A 19980-nucleotide genomic window follows, 5' to 3' on the forward strand; every position below is an offset into this window, starting at 1 on the left:
GGACGCGCCGGTGGGCACTCAGCGGGCCGAACAGACGATGGCCGAGGCACTGGTGCACTTGTACCATCCGGCACAGCTGCGTGTGCTGAAGCAGGTGAACGAGCTCTTGGCGGAGGCTGCCGCGAACGACGGCGCACCGGGTTGAACCGGGGGGAGCGCGCTCTCGTCCTCTTGCGGGGTTAGTCCTGGATAGTTAATATCCATAATTATGCGAATGAGCGAAGGGGTCGAGTGGGCGCTGCACAGCTGCCTCAACCTCGCCTGGGCCGGTCCAGAGCGGGCGGTGACCAGTACGAGACTGGCCGAGTACTACCAGCTGCCCGCCGCCTACATGAACAAACAGCTCCAGGCGCTGGCCAAGGCCGGGATCGTCTACTCCACCCCCGGGCCGGGCGGGGGGTTCCGGCTTGCCCGCGTGCCTGAGGAGATCACGCTCATGGACGTGGTCTCGGCGATAGAGGGGCGCGACCACGCCTTCCGCTGCACGGAGATCCGCCAGCGCGGGCCCGGTGCCGCCGATCCCGAGCCCGGAGACCTCTGCCAGATCGACCGCGCCATGCGCCGTGCCGAGCTCGCGTGGCGGCGTGAACTCGGTGCGCAGACCCTCATGGAGGTGAAGACCTCCGTGGAGAAGGAGGCGCCCGAGGTGCCCGTGCGCACCCGCAGCTGGTTCGCGACCCGCTGACCCGCCCACGCCCGAAACAACCCGTACCAACACCAGCCCCTCCGCGGAGGGGCTCAGAACGGAGGTAATTCTAGATGTTATATATCCAGATTAATGGCGGGGGAGGACGTGGCCGTGTCCGCCCAGTCGACCACCCCTGAGCAGGGGCCACCGCCCAAGGCCACCCCGTCGGCGCGGGCGGCCGTGGTCACTGTCGCCTTAGGGATCTTCACGCTCATGACCACGGAGCTGCTCCCCGCCGGGCTCCTCAGCCCGATCGGCGCCGACCTGGCGGTGAGTGACGGCGCCGTGGCGCTCATGGTGACCGTGCCCGGTTTGGTCGCCGCCGCCTCCGCGCCGGTGGTCACCGTGATCCTCGGGCAGTGGGACCGGCGCACCGTGCTCACCGGCCTCATCGCCCTGATGACCGCGGCCAACGCCGTGTGCGCGTGGACCGACCAGTACTGGATCGTGCTGGCCGCCCGGGTCCTGGTGGGGGTCAGCATCGGCGGGTTCTGGGCCATCGCCGGAGGACTGGCTCCCCGGCTCGTCCCCGAACGCCACGTTCCGCGCGCCACCGCGATCGTCTTCGGTGGGGTGTCCGCAGCCTCCGTCCTGGGCGTCCCACTCGGCACGCTCCTCGGGGACCTGCTCGACTGGCGGGCGGCCTTCCTGGCCGTCGCGGGGCTGGGACTGGTCTCGTTCGTGCTGCTCCTGGCCCTGCTGCCCCCACTGCCAGCACGGACGGCGCTCCGATTCGCGGACCTGTCCGCGCTGCTGCGCCGACACGGGGGAGTGCGTGCGGGGGTGCTGCTTACTTTCCTGCTGGTGACCGGCCAGTTCTGCGCCTACACCTTCATCCGACCCCTGCTCACCGATGTGGCGGGTCTGGACCCTGCACTCACCGGGGTGCTGCTCTTGGGCTACGGCGCGGCCGGTCTCGCCGGTAACTTCCTGGCCGCTGCCGGGCGCGACGTCCGGCGCACGCTCTTCACCATCACGGCCCTGCTCACCCTGGCGCTGGCGGCGTTCGTCCTGCTCGGCGGCGCACCCGTGGCCGCCGTCGCGGCGCTGCTGCTGTGGGGCCTGGCCTACGGAGGTGTGTCCGTCAGCCTCCAGACCTGGATGCTGCGCACCGCGCCGGAGACCACCGAGGCGGCGACGTCGCTGTTCGTCTGTGCTTTCAACCTGTCCATCGCCCTGGGCGCACTCCTGGGCGGCCTGGTGGCCGACTCGCTCTCCGTGGCCGCCACCCCGTGGCTGGGGGCAGCGTTCTTCGTCCTCACCGCGACCGTCCTCGCTTTCGCCCGTCCGAACCCCCGCTGAACACGTCCGTCCGAACACGCGCGTCCGAATATTCGCAGAAGGAGTCACCATGCACATGATCAACCCGGCCGACCTGCACAATCCCGTTCCCTTCGGGTACTCGCACGCCGTCGACCCCGGCACCGGACTGGTCTCCGTCGCCGGCCAGTACGCCTCGGATTCGCAGGGGCAGGTGGCGGTGTCGGAGTTCGGCGCCCAGGTGGAGCTGGCCTTCGCGCACCTGGGCGCCGCCCTGCGCGCCGCCGGTCTGGACTACCGGCACGTGGTCCGACTCGGTACCTACGTCGTCGACCACGACACCGACCGCTTGGCCGTGGTCGGAGCCCACGTCAACACCCTCTGGAGGGGTAACCTTCCGGCCCAGACCCTGCTCGGGGCCGCCTCGCTCGCACTGCCGGGGATGCTGTTCGAGGTCGACGCCCTCGCGGTCAGGACGTGAGGTGGTCTCCCAGGGCGTTGAGCAGGCGATCGACTTCCCTCTCGGTGGTGTAGGGGGCCACGCCCACGCGCAACCCGGCGTCGTCGTCCAGGTTCAGGCGGGCGAAGGCCTCGTGGGCGTAGAAGCTGCCCGCGGGGGCGAGGATGTCCTGCCTGGCCAGAGCCTGGGAGACGTCGCCGCTGCGCCGCCCGGGAAAGGTCATGTACACGGTCGGGGTCCGCTCGGCCGCCCGCGAGTGCACCACCACCCTCCCGCCGAGGTCGGCCAGCCCCGCTTCCACTCGCTCACGCAGCGCCAGTTCGTGCTCCTCGATCAACCCCTGGACGGCGGTCACGCTGGCGCGCCGGGAGGCGCCGGGAACCGGGTCCGGGGCGAGGTCGGCCAGCAGCTCGACCGCCTCGGTGGCGCCCGCCATGGTCTCGTACGGCAGTGTGCCGAACTCGAACCGCTCCGGCACGGCGTTCGTGGAGGGCAGAAGCTTGTCCGGGGACAGGCTCGCCAAGAGGGCAGGACTGGCCGCCAGGACCGCACAGTGCGGGCCCAGGAACTTGTACGGGGAACAGACCAGGAAGTCCGCGCCCAGCGCCCCGGCGTCCACCACACTGTGCGCCGCGTAGTGCACGGCGTCCACGTACACCAGCGCACCCACCCGGTGGGCGCGCTCGGCGATGGCGCGCACCGGGGGCCGGGTCCCGAGCAGGTTCGAGGCGGCGGTCACCGCGACCAGCCGGGTGCGTTCGTTGACCACGGTGTCCAGGTCGGACAGGTCCAGTTCGGCGGTGTCCGGGTCCAGGTCGAGCCAGCGCACCGTGGCGCCCGCCCGCTCGGCCGCCTGGATCCACGGCCGCACGTTCGAGTCGTGGTCCAGCCTGGTCACCACGACCTCGTCACCCGGGCCCCACCCCCGGGAGTCCTGGCTCACGGCCAGGTGGCGGGAGAAGTCGTAGGTGATCTGGGTGGCGCTGCGGCCGTAGACGATTCCGGAGGGGTCGGTGCCCAGCAGGTCGGCGTAGGCGCTCCGAAAGGCGTGGACTGCGGCCTCGGCGTTGGTCTCCGAGGCCAGGGTGGTGCCCCGGTTGGACAGGGGACCGGTCAGGGTGCGGGCGACGGCTTCGCCCACCCGCGCCGGGGTCTGGGTGCCCCCGGGGCCGTCGAAGTGGGCGATTCCGGACTTCAGGGAGGGAAAACCGGATCGGAACGAGGCGAGGTCGAAGGCGGGCATGCGGCTCCTTCTGGGCTGAGGGCACTCGGCGACCAGATTCGCACACCGCCCCGAACGGCCGAGAAGGCCGGTCGGGGGTGGTCGAAGGGCCCCGTTCCGGCCCCGCTACGATGCGCGCATGCTCTCCCCTGCCCGCTTCCGCACCACACCCGCGCTCATCGCCGTCGGCGCCCTCGCCCTGTCCGCCTGCTCCGTTCTGGACGGCGAGGACGAGGTCCAGCCCCCGGACCCGTCGGCGATCAGCCCCGACACCGTGATCAGCTGCGAGGACGCCGGCGACTGCGGTGAGGAAGGCACGGTGCGCTGGTCAATGCCGATGGAGGGGGACTACTACGTCGAGCGGTTCGAGGGGGATCCGCCGCTGATGCGTCCCGTCGGGCAGTGGCTGGACTACAGTCACCCGTCTCCAGGGGTCGTTGAGGCCGACGGGGTCCTGTACGTCCACATGGGTGATGTGATCACCGCTCTGGACACCGCCGACGGCCAACCGCTGTGGACTGAGTCCCTCGATACCGACGTCGTCGATCTGCGGGTGGTGGGTTCCACCCTGCTGGTGAACGGGCTGGAGCTGCGGGAGGAAGCGATGGAACAGCGCCTCCTGCACGTGGACCGCGAGGGGGTGCGGACGACGGAACCGGACCAGCCCGACGAAGTGGAGCAGTGGGCCGTAGTGGCCTCCGACGACACCCATCTCGTGTTCCGGGAGACGTTGGACTTCAACGAGGAAGACGATCCTCGCTACTACTTGGTGGACGCGGCCACCGGCGAGGTGGAGTGGTCGACCCGGATGGAGTCCGCGAGGTCCCACTCCCTCACCGAGGGCACCCTGTACCTGCAGTACTCCGGCGACGACGAACCAGGTCACGTCGTCGCGGTCAGCGACGGGGAGGAAACCGCGGAGTTCGAGGTCCCCGAGGAGGCCGGGGACCGCAGCAGTGTGGAGGCCGAAGCAGACAGCCCGCTCCTGTTCGACACCCACGGATGCGCCCCGGGAGGGGACAGATGCGGGGACCCGCGGATCACCGCCGTCGAACCCGATGACGGCGAGGTCCTGTGGACCCACTCAGCTCCCGGGGCGGTAGTTGCCCAGGACGCGGGTTTCGACGGAGGCGGACCCCGCGTGCACGTCCATGACGAGGACGGCTACCGGACACTGGACGCCCGCACCGGTGAGGTCCTCGCCGAGGACGACGAGGTCGCCCCCGCCGCCCTGCTGACGGAGTTCGGCATCGAGGAGTGGGACCTGGAAGATGAGTTCGAGGAGGGGGAGTTGACCGAGGAGGAGTACGACCTTCTCCCCGTCCGCCCCACCGGCCCAGGCGTGGACGTCGAACCGCTCGACGGCCTAGCCGCGGGGGCGGCACACCTGACCACCTATGAGGGGCCAGCGGGGGAGCTCGTCGGTGTTTACTCCGGCTGCGCCCCGGACGGCCTGCAAGAGCCCGCCATGGACGAGCCCACCGGGGAGAGCCCGTGCGTCGAACCCCGCCTGTTCGCCGTGGACTACTGACCCCGGCGGCCAGAGTGCTGGTGGACCAGCTCTCGGCGTAGATCCCCAGCATGCTGCCCTCGGGACCGATGTTGCCCCGGGGTGGCCCGGTAGCGAGGTTGCCCCGGGGCGAGGAAAAACGCCGTCCGCTGCCGCCAGCCGGGCGAGTCCGCCGACCCGCTGAGGGTGGTTGGCCCCGCGGCGAGGACTTCGTCGTGGCACATATCTACCGCGAGGAGGACCGTGGTGGGCGAGAGGAAGCCAGACCGGTGCGGGTTTCCCCGTTTCCTGCCGCCCGATGGTGGCCGTCTCCGCTGCGCGCCTCAAGGTCGTCGCCATCGAGCGCTTCGCGCGTCAACGGCGCTCCACCTTGACCCGCTTCGCTGCGACGGCGGGTTGGCGGCTGTCAGGAACGGGGGACGTGTGGTCGGGGAGGCGACGGGCCCTTCGGGCCCGAAGGACCCAACGGCACAAGCACGGCCTGGCGGCCGTCAACGGCCACTCCGCCGGAGCGTTGACGGGTCCGGTGTCGCGGCCGGTCAATGTGTGCGGCGAACCCCTCGGCCTCCGGCCGGGTGCGCCACCCCGCCGGCGCTGAACGGTTACGGGTGTCGCGGCCGGTCAATGCGCGCGGCGAACACCTCTCGGGCGGCCTTTTTCCCCGATGATCTTGCCCCCAGCTCCACCCTCGGCCGTCGAGAGTGGAGACAGGGGCAAGATCATCCCCTATGAGCGACCTGGAATTCCAGGTGGACATAAATACCACACCAGGCGGCCTGAATAAGGAGACCTGAAGAAAGTCAGGGGGAACCCCTGACGAAAGTCATGCATTCAGCACGAACCAGCGATAATACTTCCTTTGTTCGACCCTTTCGATTACAATAGAAGAATGACGATCTCTCCCGAAGCACCCACCCCCACCGGGCCCACCCCGGTGGATACCGCGGTGGTCGCTGCTCGGGACGAGACCACAGCGTTCTTCGACCGCGACGTGCCCCCGGGAGCGGCGGGCGAGGTGCTGGACCAGGCCACCCGCGTGTGGGAACACCTCGACCAGATCAAAGTCTCCATGGCCGCACGGCTGGCCCAACTCGAAGCCACCGGGCAGCTGTTGGAACAGGGCGGACAGAGGAACCTGGAGGCGTGGCTGCGCCACGCCTTCGGGATCGCGGCCGCCCAGGCCAACGACCTGGCCCTGATCGGGCGGGCCCAGTTCCGCCAAGACATGACCCCCACCCGGGAAGCACTGGCCGAAGGGGCCCTGTCGGTGGGTGAAGCCGCAGCGGTGATCAAGGGCGCCGATGCCGGTGTGGAGAAAAGGCAGAAGGGCGACCACCCCGACCCGGAACTGTTCCGCGCGAAAATGGAATGCGGAATCCTGGACTTCAAGGAATCACGCCCGAACATGTCGGTGGGCCAGATCACCCACTTCGCCCACCAGCTGTGCCTGCGCATGAACCCCAATCGGGTGGAAAAGGACCACGCCGCCGCCCACGCCGCCCGGGGCGCCCAACTGGTCACCACCTTCGACAAAACCTTCCTCCTCCAGATGTGGGGCTCACCCGCTGACGCCCTGCGGATCCAGGTGGCCTTGGACAACTACCAGGTGCCCTTCCACCCCGAGGACGGGCTGTCCAAGTACGAGCGCACCTACGACGCCCTGATGGCCGCCCTGGGCTTCGCCCAGTCCCACCAGGGGTGCGAGACCCCCACCACGGCCACGGCGTTGATCAACATCACCGTGCCCGCCACGTCCCTGGCCGGGGACGAGGAAGCCGAGGACGCTGGTCCGGCCACCACGGAGACCGGGCAGGTCGTGCCCATCTCGGTGGTGCGCGAGTTGATCGGCCAGAGCTGGATCCGCCGCCTGGTGGTGGAGCAGAAGAACGGTCAGGTCCTGGATGTGGGCCGGTCCTGCCGACTGGCGCCGCCCAAGATCCGGGCGGCCGCCTTCCACGGCCACACCAGCTGCGCCTGGCAGTACGGGTGCGACGTACCGTTGCCCTGGACCCAGGCTGATCACATCGTGGAGTTCTGGCAGGGCGGCACCACCAGCGCCGCCAACATCCAGCCGCTGTGCGCGACCCACAACCAGATCAAGCACCGGTGGTCGGTACGCCAGGACCGCCGGATGTGGTCCGGGCGCACCCGAGGCCGCACCGGAAACCAGGGTGGGGACCCGGGTGCGGATGGGGATCCAGCCCCAGCACCGCACCCGTAACCGGCCACCCCCATCAAGAGCTCCCACCCGCCTGCGCCGGGTCTCTACCCCCGCATGGCCAGACCCCACCCCGCCCTCGGGGAGCCGGTCCCGGCCCCGAGCCCTCGCCACCCCGGGGGCCGGGGGGTGAGACCTGGCCCTAGAAGCACGCTCACCCCTGTTCTTGCCTCCAACAGGGGGGTTCACCCACGCCCAGGTGCCGACCGGCCCTCAGACACCGGCCCCCACCCGCCGACCGAGGTTCGCCGCACACCATGACCAGCCGCGACACCCCCAACCGTCAACGCTCCGGCGCAGGGGCAGGCATCGGCCCCCAGGCCGAGGGGTTCGCAGCAGAGATTGACCGGCCGCGACACCGTCAAGCGTCAACGCTCCGGCGAAGTGGCCATTGACGGCCGCCAGGCCGTGCTTGTGCCGTTGGGGTTCGGCCGAAGGCCGGGGTGTTCGCCTCCCCGACCACACGTCCCCCGTTCCTGACAGCCGCCAACCCGCCGTCGTAGCGAAGCGGGTCAAGGTGGAGCGCCGTTGACGCGCGAAGCGCTCGATGGCGACGACCTTGAGGCGCGCAGCGGAGACGGCCACCATCGGGCGGCAGGAAACGGGGAAACCCGCACCTAACAGGAAACTCTCACCCAACTCCGAGCCGACTTACACAGCCGACCTGCACAGCCGACCTGCACAGCCGACCGACACACAGACAAGCGAGGCGGATAGGCGAGGCAGACAAGCGAGGGAACCTGAGATCTCAGCAGACAAGCGCGACAGACGAGAACCCCAACCCGCTAAGGACTCCCAACCCGCTAAGGACCCCCAGCCCGCTAAGTGACCGGAGCGCCGCAGAGGGGTTCGTCGCAGCGCAGGTACTCCGCCTCTGACTCGAAGTCGGTGCCGCCCATGAAGCGTGTACGTGCCTCCCCATGACCCCAGACCATGTGCGGGCGGTCCTGGTCGTCCAGGACCAGGGCGGTCTGAGACGGCTCCGAGCCGGTGAGTTCGACCAGCGCGGTACTTTCCGTCTCCGAACACTCGCGGTCCAGGCAGGTGAGCAGAGCCAGCCGTTCCTCGGTGAAGTCCGGGGTGAGCAGGTGGGCGCGGTCCTGGGAGTCGATCGCCAGTCCCGGCGCTGGTCGGGCCCAGCCGGGGCCGGTGACAGCGGTATCGGTGAACTCCGTGCACAGCGCGTCGTGGCAGTCCACCAGGTGGGCCCGCCCGCCCTGCGGGTTCCGGTAGGCGATGGCCGGGGTGCCGTCTTCCCGGTATTCGATGCGTGCCCCGAAGCGGCCCCGCAATCGGCTTTCGTGCTCGGAGCGGAACTGGGACGCACGGATCTCGGCGACCTCGGGGTCGGTGCACGCTTCCTCTTCGCAGGCCACTACGGACAGGGTCCCTCGGACCGTGTCCGTCACGGCGACAGCGTACCCACCACCGGGGGAGGCGGCGGGGGTCAGGAAGTCGCCGTCGGTGAGGAACCCGCCTGCGGTCATCTCCGGTGGGAACAGGACCACCTCCTGCTCGGAGCAGGACGCGTCCTCGCACACGTGCAGCCGCAGCCCGCCGCGATCCTCCTCCAGGGTGCTCTCGAGTTCGGGCGGATCGTAGCGGCGCACGTAGGTGGCGATCAGCAGTCGGCCGTCGGCGAGAGGTGTGACCGCCGACGAGGAATCGTGCTGGCTGTCCATGTACTGGCGGACCTGAACCTCCTCATCGGGTTCCGCGCAGTCCTTGGCGTCCGCACAGGAGCGCAGGTAGAGACCGGATTCCGGATGGGGGTCGTACCGCTCCTCCTCGGGGCCGTCCACGTGCTCGAGTTCCCGCCACACGGTCCACATCACGCCGCCGTCTCCGGTCCACACGCCGCTGCCCTTCCAGGTGTGATCGCCTTCGTGGACGTTACGGCACTCGGGATCGCACAACTCCACGTCCACGCTGGTCGACGCGATACCGACCACCGCCTCGTCCGCGGGGTCGATGTCCACCGAGAGCTCGTCCCCGCTGAGGCTGCGCACCGGGTGAGCGGCCATCTCGGGCAGGCCGAACGGGTTGGCGGCCAGCAGGCCCGGACCCAGCAGCGGGGGGCCGAACACGGCCAGGACCAGGGCGGGGACCACCAGCACTCGGGGACCGCCGAACACCGAGTCGGAGTCGCGGCCGGACGGGGAGGTCGGCGGCTCGGGCAGCTGCGCACCGACCCGCACCAGGTCCAGGTCGCGCGCGGGGCCGCGATCCGGGAAACCGGCCTCCTCCTGCGATACCGGGACCAGCTTGCCCCGCTCGTCGTAGCGCGAGGCCACGGGTTCGACGAACGGGTTGCCCACACCCGAGTAGACCACGGGCGCGCACGCCAGCAGCAGTGACAACGGAGCCACCAGCACTCCGGCCGCCAAGGTGATGGCTGAGAGCGCGGGTGCGCCCTCGGCCAGGTCGGTCCAGCTGATCAGGGCCCGCTCGAGGCCCGTCCCGGCCAGCGCCGACACACCGTAGGAGAGGCCGACCAGGAGCAGGTGGGTTCCGAACCGCTGACGCGCCAGCCGCCAGGCCTCCACGAAGGCGCGGAACGGGCCGTGCCCCTCCAACAGGGCCAGCGGGAGGGACACCGTCAACGGCACCAGCGGCACCGCCAGGATCAGGAGCAGGACGATGCCGGTAAACACCGGTGGCCACTCCGAGAACAGCGCCCACAGGAACAGTGCCAGGTAGCCCACCAGCAGCGTGATCAGAAGCAGGAGCCAGGTCAGCACCGTGAAGTACCGGCGTAGCGCCTCTCGCCAGGCCTGGCGAGGTGAGATCCGGCGGCCCAGCAGCGCGGCGGCGCCCAGCAGGGTGGCTCCGCCGAGAGTGATCGGCGCGACGCCCAAGCCGAGTACCAAGAGGATCCCGGCGGTGATCAGCGTCGGCGCGGTCAGCGGCTCGGTGGCCGACTCCAGGATCCCGTTGAGGTAGACCCCGTCGCGGGCGGGCGCCACCAGCAGCACCTGGCTCAGCAGCACCACCGGGGCCGCGGGCAGCGCTGCCACCACCAGAAGGGCCCACAGCCGCCGGGCGTAGGTCGCCAACACTCGGACGAGCAGGGGACGCCGCTCGAACCGCAGGACCAGGTCGCCCGGGGCCTGCTCCGAAGGGGTCTCCGTTTCTGAGCCCTCCGGGGTTTCCGCCGGCAGCGACTCGGACCGGCTCTCGTCCCGTCCGTTCTCCTGTGGCCCGTTCCCGTCCCGCTCGGTGCCGTCCGCATCCGTGCCGTCACCATTCGCCGCCGTACCGTCGCAGTCCGGCCTGTCCATCGAGTGCCCCGTTTCCGTCAATTGTGCGACGGAAGACTACTGGGCGTCACATTCCCGCCCACGCCCGGGGTGGGGACTCAGGAGGTGACGATCCCGGCGACGAGGTTGATGGTGGCGGCGAGGATGACCGTCCCGAAGACGAAGGACAGCAGCGAGTGGCGTAGCACGACCGCTCGGATCCGCGCGTGGGAGACATTGGTGTCGGACACCGCGTACGTCATGCCGATGTTGAAGCTGAAGAAGTCCTGGTAGGACGGCGGCAGCTGGGTGTTGAAGTCGATCCCGCCCGCGGGTTCGCCGAAGTACAGGTGGGCGTAGCGGGCCGTGTACATCATGTGCAGCACCGCCCAGTTTATGAAGACCCCGGCCAGTCCGAACACCGCCGCGGGGTGCTGGTGGTCCCCGGAGTGGCTCAGCATGAGCAGAAGCACGATGCCGACCAGGCTGCCCAGGGTCGCCGCCACCACGGACAGCTCCTCGACCACCGGCCGGTAGTCCTCACGGCGGGCGTTGCGCCGCGTGTCCTCGGGGCTCATCGGCCAGAGCGCGATCACTCCGATGAGGACGAAGCACAGGGCGGCCGCGGTGATCCCCGCCAGCACGCCCAGGGCGGCGTTCCACAACCAGCCGAGGCCCAGCCCAACCAGTACGCCGAGGGCGATCGCCAGCCAGAGCCGGACGGTCGCGTTGGCCGGAACCCCGCGGACCATCCCCCTCACCTGCCGGTCCCGCCGTTCCCACCGGCCCCGCCGTTCCCGTTCGTGGTGCGGGCAGCGGACGGGTCTTCGAGGAAGTCCGCGGTGGGTACGTGGAACAGGCCGCCGGTGACCGCCGTCGAGAAATCCAGGATCCGGTCGTGGTTGCCGGGCGGGTCGCCGAGGAACATGTTCCGCAGCATCCGCTCGATCACCTCGGGGTCCGCGGCGTAACCGATGAAGTACGTGCCGAACTCCTTGGCGCCCACCGAGCCGAACGGCATGTTCTCCCGCACGATCTTGAGCTCGTTGCCGTCGGCGTCGGTGACCGTGTTCGCCGTGACGTGGGAGTTCGAGGGCTTGTCCTCGTCCGGCAGCTCGATGTCGCTGAGTTTGTGGCGGCCGATCACCTTCTCCTGCTCCTCGACCGGCAGCGCGTCCCAGGCCTTCAGGTCGTGCAGGTACTTCTGCACGATGACGTAACTGCCGCCCGCGAAGGCCGGATCCTCCTCGGCGACGCGTGTGGCCGCCACCGCTTTCGCGCCCTCGGGGTTTTCAGTGCCGTCGACGAACCCCAGCAGGTCCCGTTCGTCGAAGTACCGGAACCCGTGGACCTCGTCGACGACGTCGGCGCGCCCTTCCAACCGGTGAGTGATCTGGCGGGCCAGCTCGAAGCACAGGTCCGTCCGCTCTGCTCTCACGTGGAACAGCAGGTCGCCCGGGGTGGCCACCGCTGTGTGCTCGCCGCCTACCAGCTCCCGGAACGGGTGGAGCCCGGCCGGGCGCGGCCCGTCGTAGAGCCGGTCCCACAGCTGGGAGCCGATGCCGACGGCGCAGTTCAGCAGGGCATCCGGGAGGCGGAACCCCACGGCGCGCTTGAGTCCGGCGATGTCGGCCAGGAGGTCCAGGATCGCGGCCTCCGCTCCAGGGCGCACCGTCACGACCAGGAAGAGCGCCGCCTTTGCGGGCCGTACCGGAATCTCCTGTGGTGTGGCTTCGCGGGCCATGCGCGTTCCTCCGCCCGTTTTCGGATCTCCTGTTCGGCACCGACCGCAGCAACCGACGGATCGGCGGGCTCAGATTAACAGTTTCCCCGCCATTGTCCTCTGACCACCAACGCTGCTTCTTTCGGTCGGACACGACCATTATTCGCTGCGCCGGTGTGTCGATGATCGATCGCATGTTCGCTGGTAAACAGCGGTGCTGATCCTATGCTGGCGGGGTCAGTGCCAGCCAACCCTGAGTCGGTCTGGTGCTATCGGGGAAATTCAGGGAAACGATGGGGTCAAGCGCGGGCATAGTGATCCCGGTTTTCAGTCCGGGTGAATTTGTATCGCGGCGAATGCGTCGAATCGGGCGAGTGGCGCCGTCATGTCGGACGGGAGGAAGTGGTCTCAGCGCGTCGACCGGGACGTCTTCGCCGAGCACACGGTCACCGAGCTGCGCGACCGGAGCGAGCCTCGGGTGCGGTGTACCTCTTGCGGAGCTGGTGTTTGAGAAGCTTGCCGCTGGGGGTGCGGGGAAGTTCGTCGACGAAGTCGAAGGAGCGGGGCACTTTGTAGCCGGCGATGCGTTCGCGCAGGTGGGAGCTGAGCTCGGCGGCGAGTTCTGGGTCGCCCGCCACACCGGGCGGCGTCTGGACGACCGCCTTGACCGACTCGCCCATCTCCGGGTCGGGCACGCCGATCACCGCCACGTCCAGTACCCGGGGGTGCAGCGCCAGAGATCCTTCAATCTCCTGGGGGTAGATGTTCACCCCGCCGGAGATGATCATGAAGTCCGTGCGGTCGGTGAGGAACAGGTAGCCGTCCCCGTCCAGGTAGCCCATGTCGCCGGTGGTGGTCCAGTCCGGATGGTCGGGGTGCTGGGCCCGCGCGGTCTTCTCGGGCGCGTTGTGGTAACTGAACGCGGGTTCGTCCCGGGCGAAGTAGACGACGCCGACCTCGCCGACGGGCAGCTCGGCACCCAGCTCGTCGCACACGTGCACGTCGCCGAGCAGGCTCCGCCCCACCGAACCCGGCCGCTCCAGCCACTCCTCGGAGGCGATGAAGGTCAGCCCGTTGCCCTCGGTCGAGGAGTAGTACTCGTTGACGATCGGCCCCCACCAGTCGATCATCGCCCGCTTGACGTCGACTGGGCAGGGCGCGGCGGCGTGGATGGCGACCCGCTGGCTGGACAGGTCGTAGGACTCGCGTACGCGTCGGTCGAGCTTGAGCATCCGCACGAACATGGTGGGCACCCACTGGCTGTGGGTGACACGGTGGCCCTCGATCGCGGCCAACGCCCCCTCGGCGTCGAAGCGCTCCATCAGCACGACGGTGCCGCCCAAGGAATGGACCGCCTCGCTGAAGCGCAGCGGCGCCGCGTGGTAGATCGGCGCGGGGGACAGGTAGACGGTGTCGTGGTCGAAACCCATGAGGGCGGTGATGCTCTCCGCGGTCACGGGGAGTTCGTCGACCGGTCCGCCGGGGAGCGGTTTGCGGATCCCCTTGGGGAGGCCGGTGGTCCCGGAGGAGTACAGCATGTCGGTGCCGCGGGGCAGGTCGGGCAGGGGTTCGGTGGAGGCCTCGGACAGGGCCTTGTCGTAGGGGGTGTACCCCTCGGGTACGGCGTCCTCGGGTGCGGCTCCGTAGACGAGGCGGATGCCGACCGCGGGGACGTCGAGCCGCCGGACCAGGTCGTCCAGCCGAGCAGAGACGATGAGGGCCTTGGCGCCGCAGTCGTTGACGATGTAGCTGACCTCGGCCGGGGTCAGGTGCCGGTTGACGGCGGTGATGTGCAGGCCCGAGCTGAGGGCGGCCCAGTGGACCTCGAAGGCGCGCAGGGTGTTGTCCGTCAGCAGGGCGATGTGGTCGTCGGGGCGCAGGCCCCGGTCGTACAGGTAGCGCGCCAGGCGCAGGGAGTTCTCGGCCAGAGCGCCGTAGGTGAGGACCTCTCCGGTCTCAGCCTGGACGGCTGCGGGCTTGTCGGGGGAGTGTTCGGCATGGGCGCTTGGGTGCACGTGGGCTCCTCGCGGGTGCCTTCGGGTCCGCAGCCGACCCGATGCTGATACGGACAGGAGTCTGTGTATCTATCGATCGCTAGGCACGGACTGTATGACGCGCGCCACAGGGCGTCAAGAGGCGCTGACATGGGCCGGGCGTGGTCGTGGCGTGGCTGGAAGGAACGACGGGATCGCGCTGCGGGCCGACCGGGGGCGGGCACAACGAGCGATCGATAGGCGGCCAGGTGCGGGAGGTGCTCAGTCCGCGGGGCCGCTCTCGACCAGCTGCCGGGCCTTCCTGCGGCCGCGGCCCGTGGGGCGGTGGCCCACCATGCCCAGGGCCAGCGCCACGTACCGTCGGGCCACCTCTGACGAGTCCAGCTCGCCCTCCGGGTCGAACCAGCGCGGCAGTGCTTGGCACATGGCCAGTACGGCCCGGCCCGCCTCACGCGTGTAGGGCGTGGTGAACACCCCTCGGGCCACCCCCTCGTCGATGACCCGGTTGAGCTCCTCCTCCAGCTGGTCGCGCAGGGCGACGTACTTGGCGCGGTTCTCTGGCTCCAGGCCCCGCATCTCCGCGTCGAGCGTGCCCGGGCGCCCCGGTTCGGCCAGGGACAGGACCAGGCACCGGACCAGCGCCGCGAACCGGTCGACCGGGTCCCGGCCCGCCTCGGCCAACGCGACCCTGCAGCGCGCCAGGATGACCTCCATCAGCGAGGTGAGCAGCTCGACCAGGATCGCCTGCTTGTTCTCGAAGTGGTAGTAGAGCGTCGGCACTGTCACACCCACCCGCCGGGCGATGTCGCGCACGGAGGTGCCGTGGTAGCCGTTCTCCTCGAAAGCCGCTCGGGAGCTGTTCAGAATGGCCTGGGGGAGGGAGCTCGGGCGGTCCTGCCCCTCCGTCGAGGGGTGGTCCGAGGGCTCGCGCCGCCTCGTCACCATGTCGCCAGCCTTTCCGCAGGGTGAGCGGGGGTGTGCATCCTGCCAGGTTAGCACCGAAGGGGTCGGAGCCGTATAGCGATCGTTTAAGGGGGAGCGCGCAATGGCCGTGTTCGCGGCAGGGAAAGTGGGCGAAGGAGCCTTGATAACCTATCGATCGTTAGATAGCTTCTGGCCCAGGCGTCGACTCCGGTTGACGACGGTACGAACCCGCGACGACGACAGGGCGGACGCGATGGGCGGCGGACCAGCGGCAGCGCAGACACCGGAGGCCTTCCAGGCCCGGGCCCGGGAGTGGCTCGCCGAGAACCTCCCGGAGGACGCGGCCCCCGCCGTTCCCCGGACCCCCGAGGAGGAGCTCGCGCTCTCCCGCGACTTCCAAGCGGCCCTTCACGACGCCGGTTTCGCGGGGATCACCTGGCCCACCGAGTACGGCGGGCAGGGGCTGGGCCAGGCCTACCAACAGGTCTTCAACGACGCACTCCGAGATTTCTCCCCGCCGGTCGTCCCGTTCATCGTGGGCCTGGGCATGTGCGGACCGACCCTCGCGGACCTGGGTACCGAAGAGCAGAAACACCGCTACCTGCGCCCTCTGCTCCGCGGCGAGGAGATCTGGTGCCAGCTCTTCTCCGAACCCGGAGCGGGCTCGGACGTGGCCAGCCTCCAGAGCCGGGCGGTCCGGAACTCGGACGGCTGGATCCTGGACGGCCAGAAGGTGTGGACCACCGGAGCCCAGATCGCCGACTTCGGCGCGGTCCTGGTCCGCACCGACCCCGACGTGCCCAAACACCGGGGGCTCACCATGTTCGTCGTGGACATGCGCGCCCCGGGGGTGACCGTGCGCCCGCTGCGCGACATGACCGGGCGGTCCGTGTTCAACGAGGTCTTCTTCGACTCGGTGCGCCTGCCGAGCGACAGCGTCATCGGTGAGGTGGACCAGGGGTGGACCGCCGCCGTGACGATGCTCGGCCACGAACGGGTCTTCATCGGCGGCATGGCCACCCGCCGCGCCGACGCGCTCGCCTTTCCTGCGCTCGCCGAACTCGCCCGCGAACGCGGCGTCGACCGGAACCCGGCGGTGCGCGAACGCCTGGCCCGCCTGTACGCGCAGCAGCGCGGGCTGAACCTGTTCACCCAGCGGCTGCGCCAGGAGGCCGACGCGGGACGGCCGCCCGGCGCACGCGGTTCGGTGGCCAAACTGGTCGGGGCGCTCAACGACGCCCTGGCGGTCGAGACCGCCGGTGACGTGGCGGGCCCCGCCGCGCTCGCGTGGAACGGTGACGACGAGGGCGCGGCCGAACGTGCACTCGCGGTCAACGCCGCCCCCTCCGGCTCGATCGCCGGGGGCACCAACGAAATCCAGCGCAACATCATCGGTGAGCGCGTCCTCGGGCTGCCCAAGGAGCCCTCCGTCGACCGGGACGTGCCCTTCCGCGCACTTCGGGTCGGCACCCAGACCGAAACCGAGTAATCCGGACGGCCTTCCGCCCCGACCAGCCCAGACACCGGGAGCCCCCATGCAGTTGGTCCTCGAACAGGAACAGGAAGACCTCCGCGCCGCTGTGCGAGCCTTCCTCCGGGAGGCGGCGCCCGCCGACGCGCTCCACGCGGTGGCGGACGGAGACCACGGACCCGTGGCCGAGCTGTGGCGCCGCACGGCCGAAGGGCTCGACCTGGTGGGGCTGACCGTGCCCGAGGACTACGGGGGATCAGGTGCCGGACACGTGGAACGCGCCGTGGTCCTGGAGGAGCTCGGCCGGTCCCTGGCCCCCGTCCCCTACCTGTCCTCCGCGGTGCTGGCGGTCGACACCCTCACTGGCCTGGCGGACGAGCGGGCCCGAGCCGACCTCCTGCCCGGCATCGCCTCCGGAACGCTGCGCGCCGCCGTCGCCGTCACCGAGGACGGCCGGTGGGACACCGAAGGGCTCCGCACCCGCGCCGTACCCACCGCCGACTCCGCCGCGGACGGGTCGGGGTGGACGCTCACCGGACGCAAGGAGACCGTCCTGGACGGTGCCGGGGCCGACGTCCTCCTGGTCTTCGCCCACACCCCCGACGGCCCGGGTGTCTTCCTGGTGGACTCGGGAGCCGAGGGGCTGACCCGCACCGGACTCGAACCCCTGGATCCCACCCGCGCCTTCGCCCGGATCGGGTTCGACGCCGCACCGGCACGGCGCCTGACCACCCCCGACGCCCGCGCCGTCCTGTCCCGGGTCCGGGACCTGGCCTCTGTGGCGGTAGCCGCCGAAGCCCTGGGTGTGCTGGCCCGCGCGTTGGAGACCGCGGTCGAGTACGCCAAGGTCCGGGTGCAGTTCGGCCGCTACATCGGCTCCTACCAAGCGGTCAAGCACCTGTGCGTCGACTCCCGCGTGGATATGGAACTGTCCGAGTCCACGGTCCGGTACGCCGCGTGGGCCGCCGACCACGCACCCGACGAACTCCCCGTGGCCGCCGCCCACGCCCGGTTCTCGGTGCCCAGCGCCGCGTTCCGCACCGCCGCCCGCACCATCGAGGTGCTGGGCGGCGTCGGTTTCACCTGGGAGCACGACGCCCACCTCTACTACAAGAGGGCCAAGACCCTGGAACTACTCCTCGGGGACCCCGCCGACGCCGCCCGCGTCCTCGCGGACCGGCTCCTGCCCCCGCCCACCGATCCCCAGAGCACCGAGGCCGCGGGGGCGGCCGGATGAGCTATCGAGAGATCCGCTACGAGGTGGCCGACGGCATCGCCACCGTCACCCTGAACCGGCCCGAGAAACTGAACGCGCTCACCGCCACGATGGCGGCCGAACTCATCGCGGCCTTCGACGCCACCGACACCGACGACGCCGTCCGGGTGGTCGTGCTGACCGGTTCCGGGCGCGGGTTCTGCGCCGGCGCCGACCTCGGCCGGGGCGCCAGCACCTTCGACACGGCCGACGAGGAGCACCCGGGTTCGGCGGTGGACGCCGAGACCGTGGACGGGGTGCCCCGCGACGGCGGCGGGGTGCTCGCGCTACGCGTGGCGGCCTCGCTCAAACCGGTGATCGTGGCGGTCAACGGCGCCGCCGCTGGGGTGGGCGCCACGATGATCCTGCCCGCCGACATCCGGATCGCGGCGGACGGAGCCCGGTTCGGGTTCGTGTTCACCCGCCGGGGCCTGGCCCCCGAGGCCGCCTCCAGCTGGTTCCTGCCCCGGGTCGTCGGGATCTCGCAGGCGATGGAGTGGGTGGCCACCGGGCGGGTCTTCGACGCGGAGGAGGCCCTGGCCGGAGGGCTGGTCTCCCGGATCGAACCCGCCGACGGGCTTCTCGCCGCGGCCCGCGGGATCGCTCGCGAGATCGTCGAGAACACCTCGGCGGTGTCGGTGGCGCTCTCCCGCCGGATGCTGTGGTCGATGCTGGGCGCGGACGGCCCTTGGGACGCGCACCGGATGGACTCCCGGGTGATCCACCGCCTCGGCGGCGGCGCCGAGGCCGCCGAGGGAGTGGTGTCCTTCTTGGAGAAGCGTCCGCCCCGGTTCCCCGGCCGGATCGACGAGTACCAAGACGTCCTCCCCGACTGGCCCGAACGCCCCGAGGACTGCTGACCGCCTTCAGCGCACACAGCCTGCTCCGGACTGGTGTCACTCCTTCTTGTCCAGGAGTTCGATCAGACTGGAGAAACCCTGGTCGCCGTGGCCGTCGGCGACGCGCTGGTCCATGAGCTCCCGTACCTCGCGCATCCGCGCCGTGTCCACGCCGAGGGCGTTTCGGTGGTCGATGAGGTCGCCCATCAGCGCGGCCTGTACCGACAGGGGTCCCAGGTCCGGCGGGTACTCCCCGTCCCGGACGGCCTCGCCGATCGCCTTCAGCACGGGCGGGTACATGGCGACGGTTTCGGCGGCGCGGGCGGCGAACTCCGCCGGGTCCACCCCTTCCTTCCGCACCAGGCGGAGAGTGTGCAGGAAGCCGATGAGGAGTTCGTACGCGATGGACACCTGCGCCATGAACTCCACGGACGCCAGCCCGGCGTCGGAGCCGTAGTACGTGGGGGCGCCGAGTCCGCGCAGAGTCTCCTCGTGGGCCTCGAAGGCCGCACGGGAGCCGCTGAAGGGGAACAGCGCTTCGCCCGTGCCGATATCCGGCGGGTCTCCCATCACGCCGCCGTCCAGGTACTCGGCGCCGTGCTCTTCCGCCCAGCGCTGGACCGCGCGTGCCTGCTCGGGAGAGCCGCTGGTGACGTTCACCAGGGCCCGTCCAGAGGCGGCGCCGCCGACCGCGGCCAGCACTTCCTCCACCGCTTGGTAGTCGAGGACGCACAGCACCACCAGCGGACTGGCCCGCACCGCGTCCGCGGCCGAGTCCGCCTCCGAGGCCCCGGCCTCCACCAAGGGCGCGCTCCGGCTTGCGGTGCGGTTCCACACCGTCGTGGGATGGCCCCGGTCCACCAGGGCACGGGCGATCGCGGATCCCATGTCACCCAGACCGAGCACGGTGACCGGGGTGGGGCCGGGCTTTGTGTTGGTCATGCTTCTCTCCCGTCGGTACGCACACATCTCGATGCTTCTTGAAGTCCACGCTGCGGGAGGTGCCCACAGCCCGAACCTCATGCCGACGAACGCTAATACCTCAACTTAAGTCAAGGTCAAGGTGCTGGGGTTGTCCGGAGAGAAGTTGCGGGAGTATTGACGGCCAATTTCATATCACATATTCTCCCCGTGAGCTGAATCACAGGTTGTGTTGGACACACTTGAGGCAGGCGTG

The 19980-nt window shown here is 70.0% G+C and carries 16 protein-coding genes; 9 read left to right on the forward strand and 7 right to left on the reverse strand.

The annotated features are described in order from the left end of the window. The first annotated feature begins 10 nt into the window (after nt 1–10). The 4 genes from ACYVDG_RS11860 to ACYVDG_RS11875 all read left to right on the forward strand — a co-directional run bounded on the left by ACYVDG_RS11860 (nt 11) and on the right by ACYVDG_RS11875 (nt 2429). Nucleotides 11–145, forward strand: coding sequence for a hypothetical protein (locus ACYVDG_RS11860; protein WP_460749620.1), 135 nt, complete (start codon nt 11–13; stop codon nt 143–145). Nucleotides 146–214: 69 nt separating this feature from the next. Continuing rightward, nucleotides 215–685, forward strand: coding sequence for an RrF2 family transcriptional regulator (locus tag ACYVDG_RS11865; protein WP_460749623.1), 471 nt, complete (start codon nt 215–217; stop codon nt 683–685). Nucleotides 686–778: 93 nt separating this feature from the next. Further along, nucleotides 779–1990: an MFS transporter gene (locus ACYVDG_RS11870; RefSeq protein ID WP_460749626.1), complete on the forward strand. Its 1212-nt coding sequence runs from the start codon at nt 779–781 to the stop codon at nt 1988–1990. A 49-nt stretch (nt 1991–2039) separates the two neighbouring features. After that, nucleotides 2040–2429 (forward strand): RidA family protein, encoded by a 390-nt coding sequence (locus ACYVDG_RS11875; protein ID WP_460749629.1) that lies wholly within the window; start codon nt 2040–2042, stop codon nt 2427–2429. On the opposite strand, the gene ACYVDG_RS11880 is transcribed toward ACYVDG_RS11875, so the two are convergent. Next, nucleotides 2419–3651, reverse strand: a complete 1233-nt coding sequence (locus ACYVDG_RS11880; RefSeq protein ID WP_460749632.1) for a cysteine desulfurase-like protein — start codon at nt 3649–3651, stop codon at nt 2419–2421. The two genes, ACYVDG_RS11875 and ACYVDG_RS11880, sit on opposite strands and share 11 nt — an antisense overlap. A gap of 118 nt (nt 3652–3769) precedes the next feature. Here ACYVDG_RS11880 and ACYVDG_RS11885 point away from each other — a divergent pair, with 118 nt between their 5' ends. Both ACYVDG_RS11885 and ACYVDG_RS11890 read left to right on the forward strand, forming a co-directional pair. Beyond that, complete coding sequence (locus ACYVDG_RS11885; RefSeq protein ID WP_460749636.1) at nt 3770–5161, forward strand: PQQ-binding-like beta-propeller repeat protein; 1392 nt, start codon at nt 3770–3772, stop codon at nt 5159–5161. Between the two features lie 868 nt (nt 5162–6029). After that, nucleotides 6030–7361 (forward strand): HNH endonuclease signature motif containing protein, encoded by a 1332-nt coding sequence (locus ACYVDG_RS11890; RefSeq protein WP_460749639.1) that lies wholly within the window; start codon nt 6030–6032, stop codon nt 7359–7361. Nucleotides 7362–8179: 818 nt separating this feature from the next. Here ACYVDG_RS11890 and ACYVDG_RS11895 read toward each other — a convergent pair. The 5 genes from ACYVDG_RS11895 to ACYVDG_RS11915 form a co-directional block, all read right to left on the reverse strand. Further along, nucleotides 8180–10639 (reverse strand): hypothetical protein, encoded by a 2460-nt coding sequence (locus ACYVDG_RS11895; protein WP_460749642.1) that lies wholly within the window; start codon nt 10637–10639, stop codon nt 8180–8182. Nucleotides 10640–10716: 77 nt separating this feature from the next. Then, a complete protein-coding gene (locus ACYVDG_RS11900; protein ID WP_460749645.1) occupies nt 10717–11349 on the reverse strand; it encodes a DUF1345 domain-containing protein in 633 nt (210 codons plus the stop codon). Nucleotides 11350–11354: 5 nt separating this feature from the next. After that, nucleotides 11355–12341 carry a Dyp-type peroxidase gene (locus ACYVDG_RS11905; RefSeq protein ID WP_460749650.1) on the reverse strand — a complete coding sequence of 329 codons (987 nt, stop codon included), beginning with the start codon at nt 12339–12341 and terminating at the stop codon, nt 11355–11357. Between the two features lie 425 nt (nt 12342–12766). Then, on the reverse strand, nt 12767–14335 hold the full coding sequence (locus ACYVDG_RS11910) for an acyl-CoA synthetase (RefSeq protein ID WP_460749653.1): 1569 nt from the start codon (nt 14333–14335) through the stop codon (nt 12767–12769). Nucleotides 14336–14575: 240 nt separating this feature from the next. Next, entirely contained in the window at nt 14576–15259 is a 684-nt protein-coding gene (locus tag ACYVDG_RS11915; protein ID WP_460749655.1) for a TetR/AcrR family transcriptional regulator, read from the reverse strand. A gap of 190 nt (nt 15260–15449) precedes the next feature. On the opposite strand from ACYVDG_RS11915, the gene ACYVDG_RS11920 reads away from it, so the two are divergent. Genes ACYVDG_RS11920 through ACYVDG_RS11930 form a run of 3 tightly spaced genes read left to right on the forward strand, consistent with a single transcriptional unit; the run spans nt 15450 to nt 18824 of the window. Next, nucleotides 15450–16727 (forward strand): acyl-CoA dehydrogenase family protein, encoded by a 1278-nt coding sequence (locus tag ACYVDG_RS11920; RefSeq protein ID WP_460749658.1) that lies wholly within the window; start codon nt 15450–15452, stop codon nt 16725–16727. Nucleotides 16728–16773: 46 nt separating this feature from the next. Further along, complete coding sequence (locus ACYVDG_RS11925; RefSeq protein WP_460749661.1) at nt 16774–17946, forward strand: acyl-CoA dehydrogenase family protein; 1173 nt, start codon at nt 16774–16776, stop codon at nt 17944–17946. Further along, on the forward strand, nt 17943–18824 hold the full coding sequence (locus tag ACYVDG_RS11930) for a crotonase/enoyl-CoA hydratase family protein (RefSeq protein WP_460749664.1): 882 nt from the start codon (nt 17943–17945) through the stop codon (nt 18822–18824). Before ACYVDG_RS11925 ends, ACYVDG_RS11930 begins: the two co-directional genes overlap by 4 nt. Before the next feature lie 36 nt (nt 18825–18860). Here the strand turns inward: ACYVDG_RS11930 and ACYVDG_RS11935 are convergent, their stop codons facing one another. Beyond that, nucleotides 18861–19745 (reverse strand): NAD(P)-dependent oxidoreductase, encoded by an 885-nt coding sequence (locus tag ACYVDG_RS11935; RefSeq protein WP_460749667.1) that lies wholly within the window; start codon nt 19743–19745, stop codon nt 18861–18863. Nucleotides 19746–19980 lie beyond the last annotated feature (235 nt).

It is taken from the genome of Nocardiopsis oceani, from assembly GCF_054777395.1.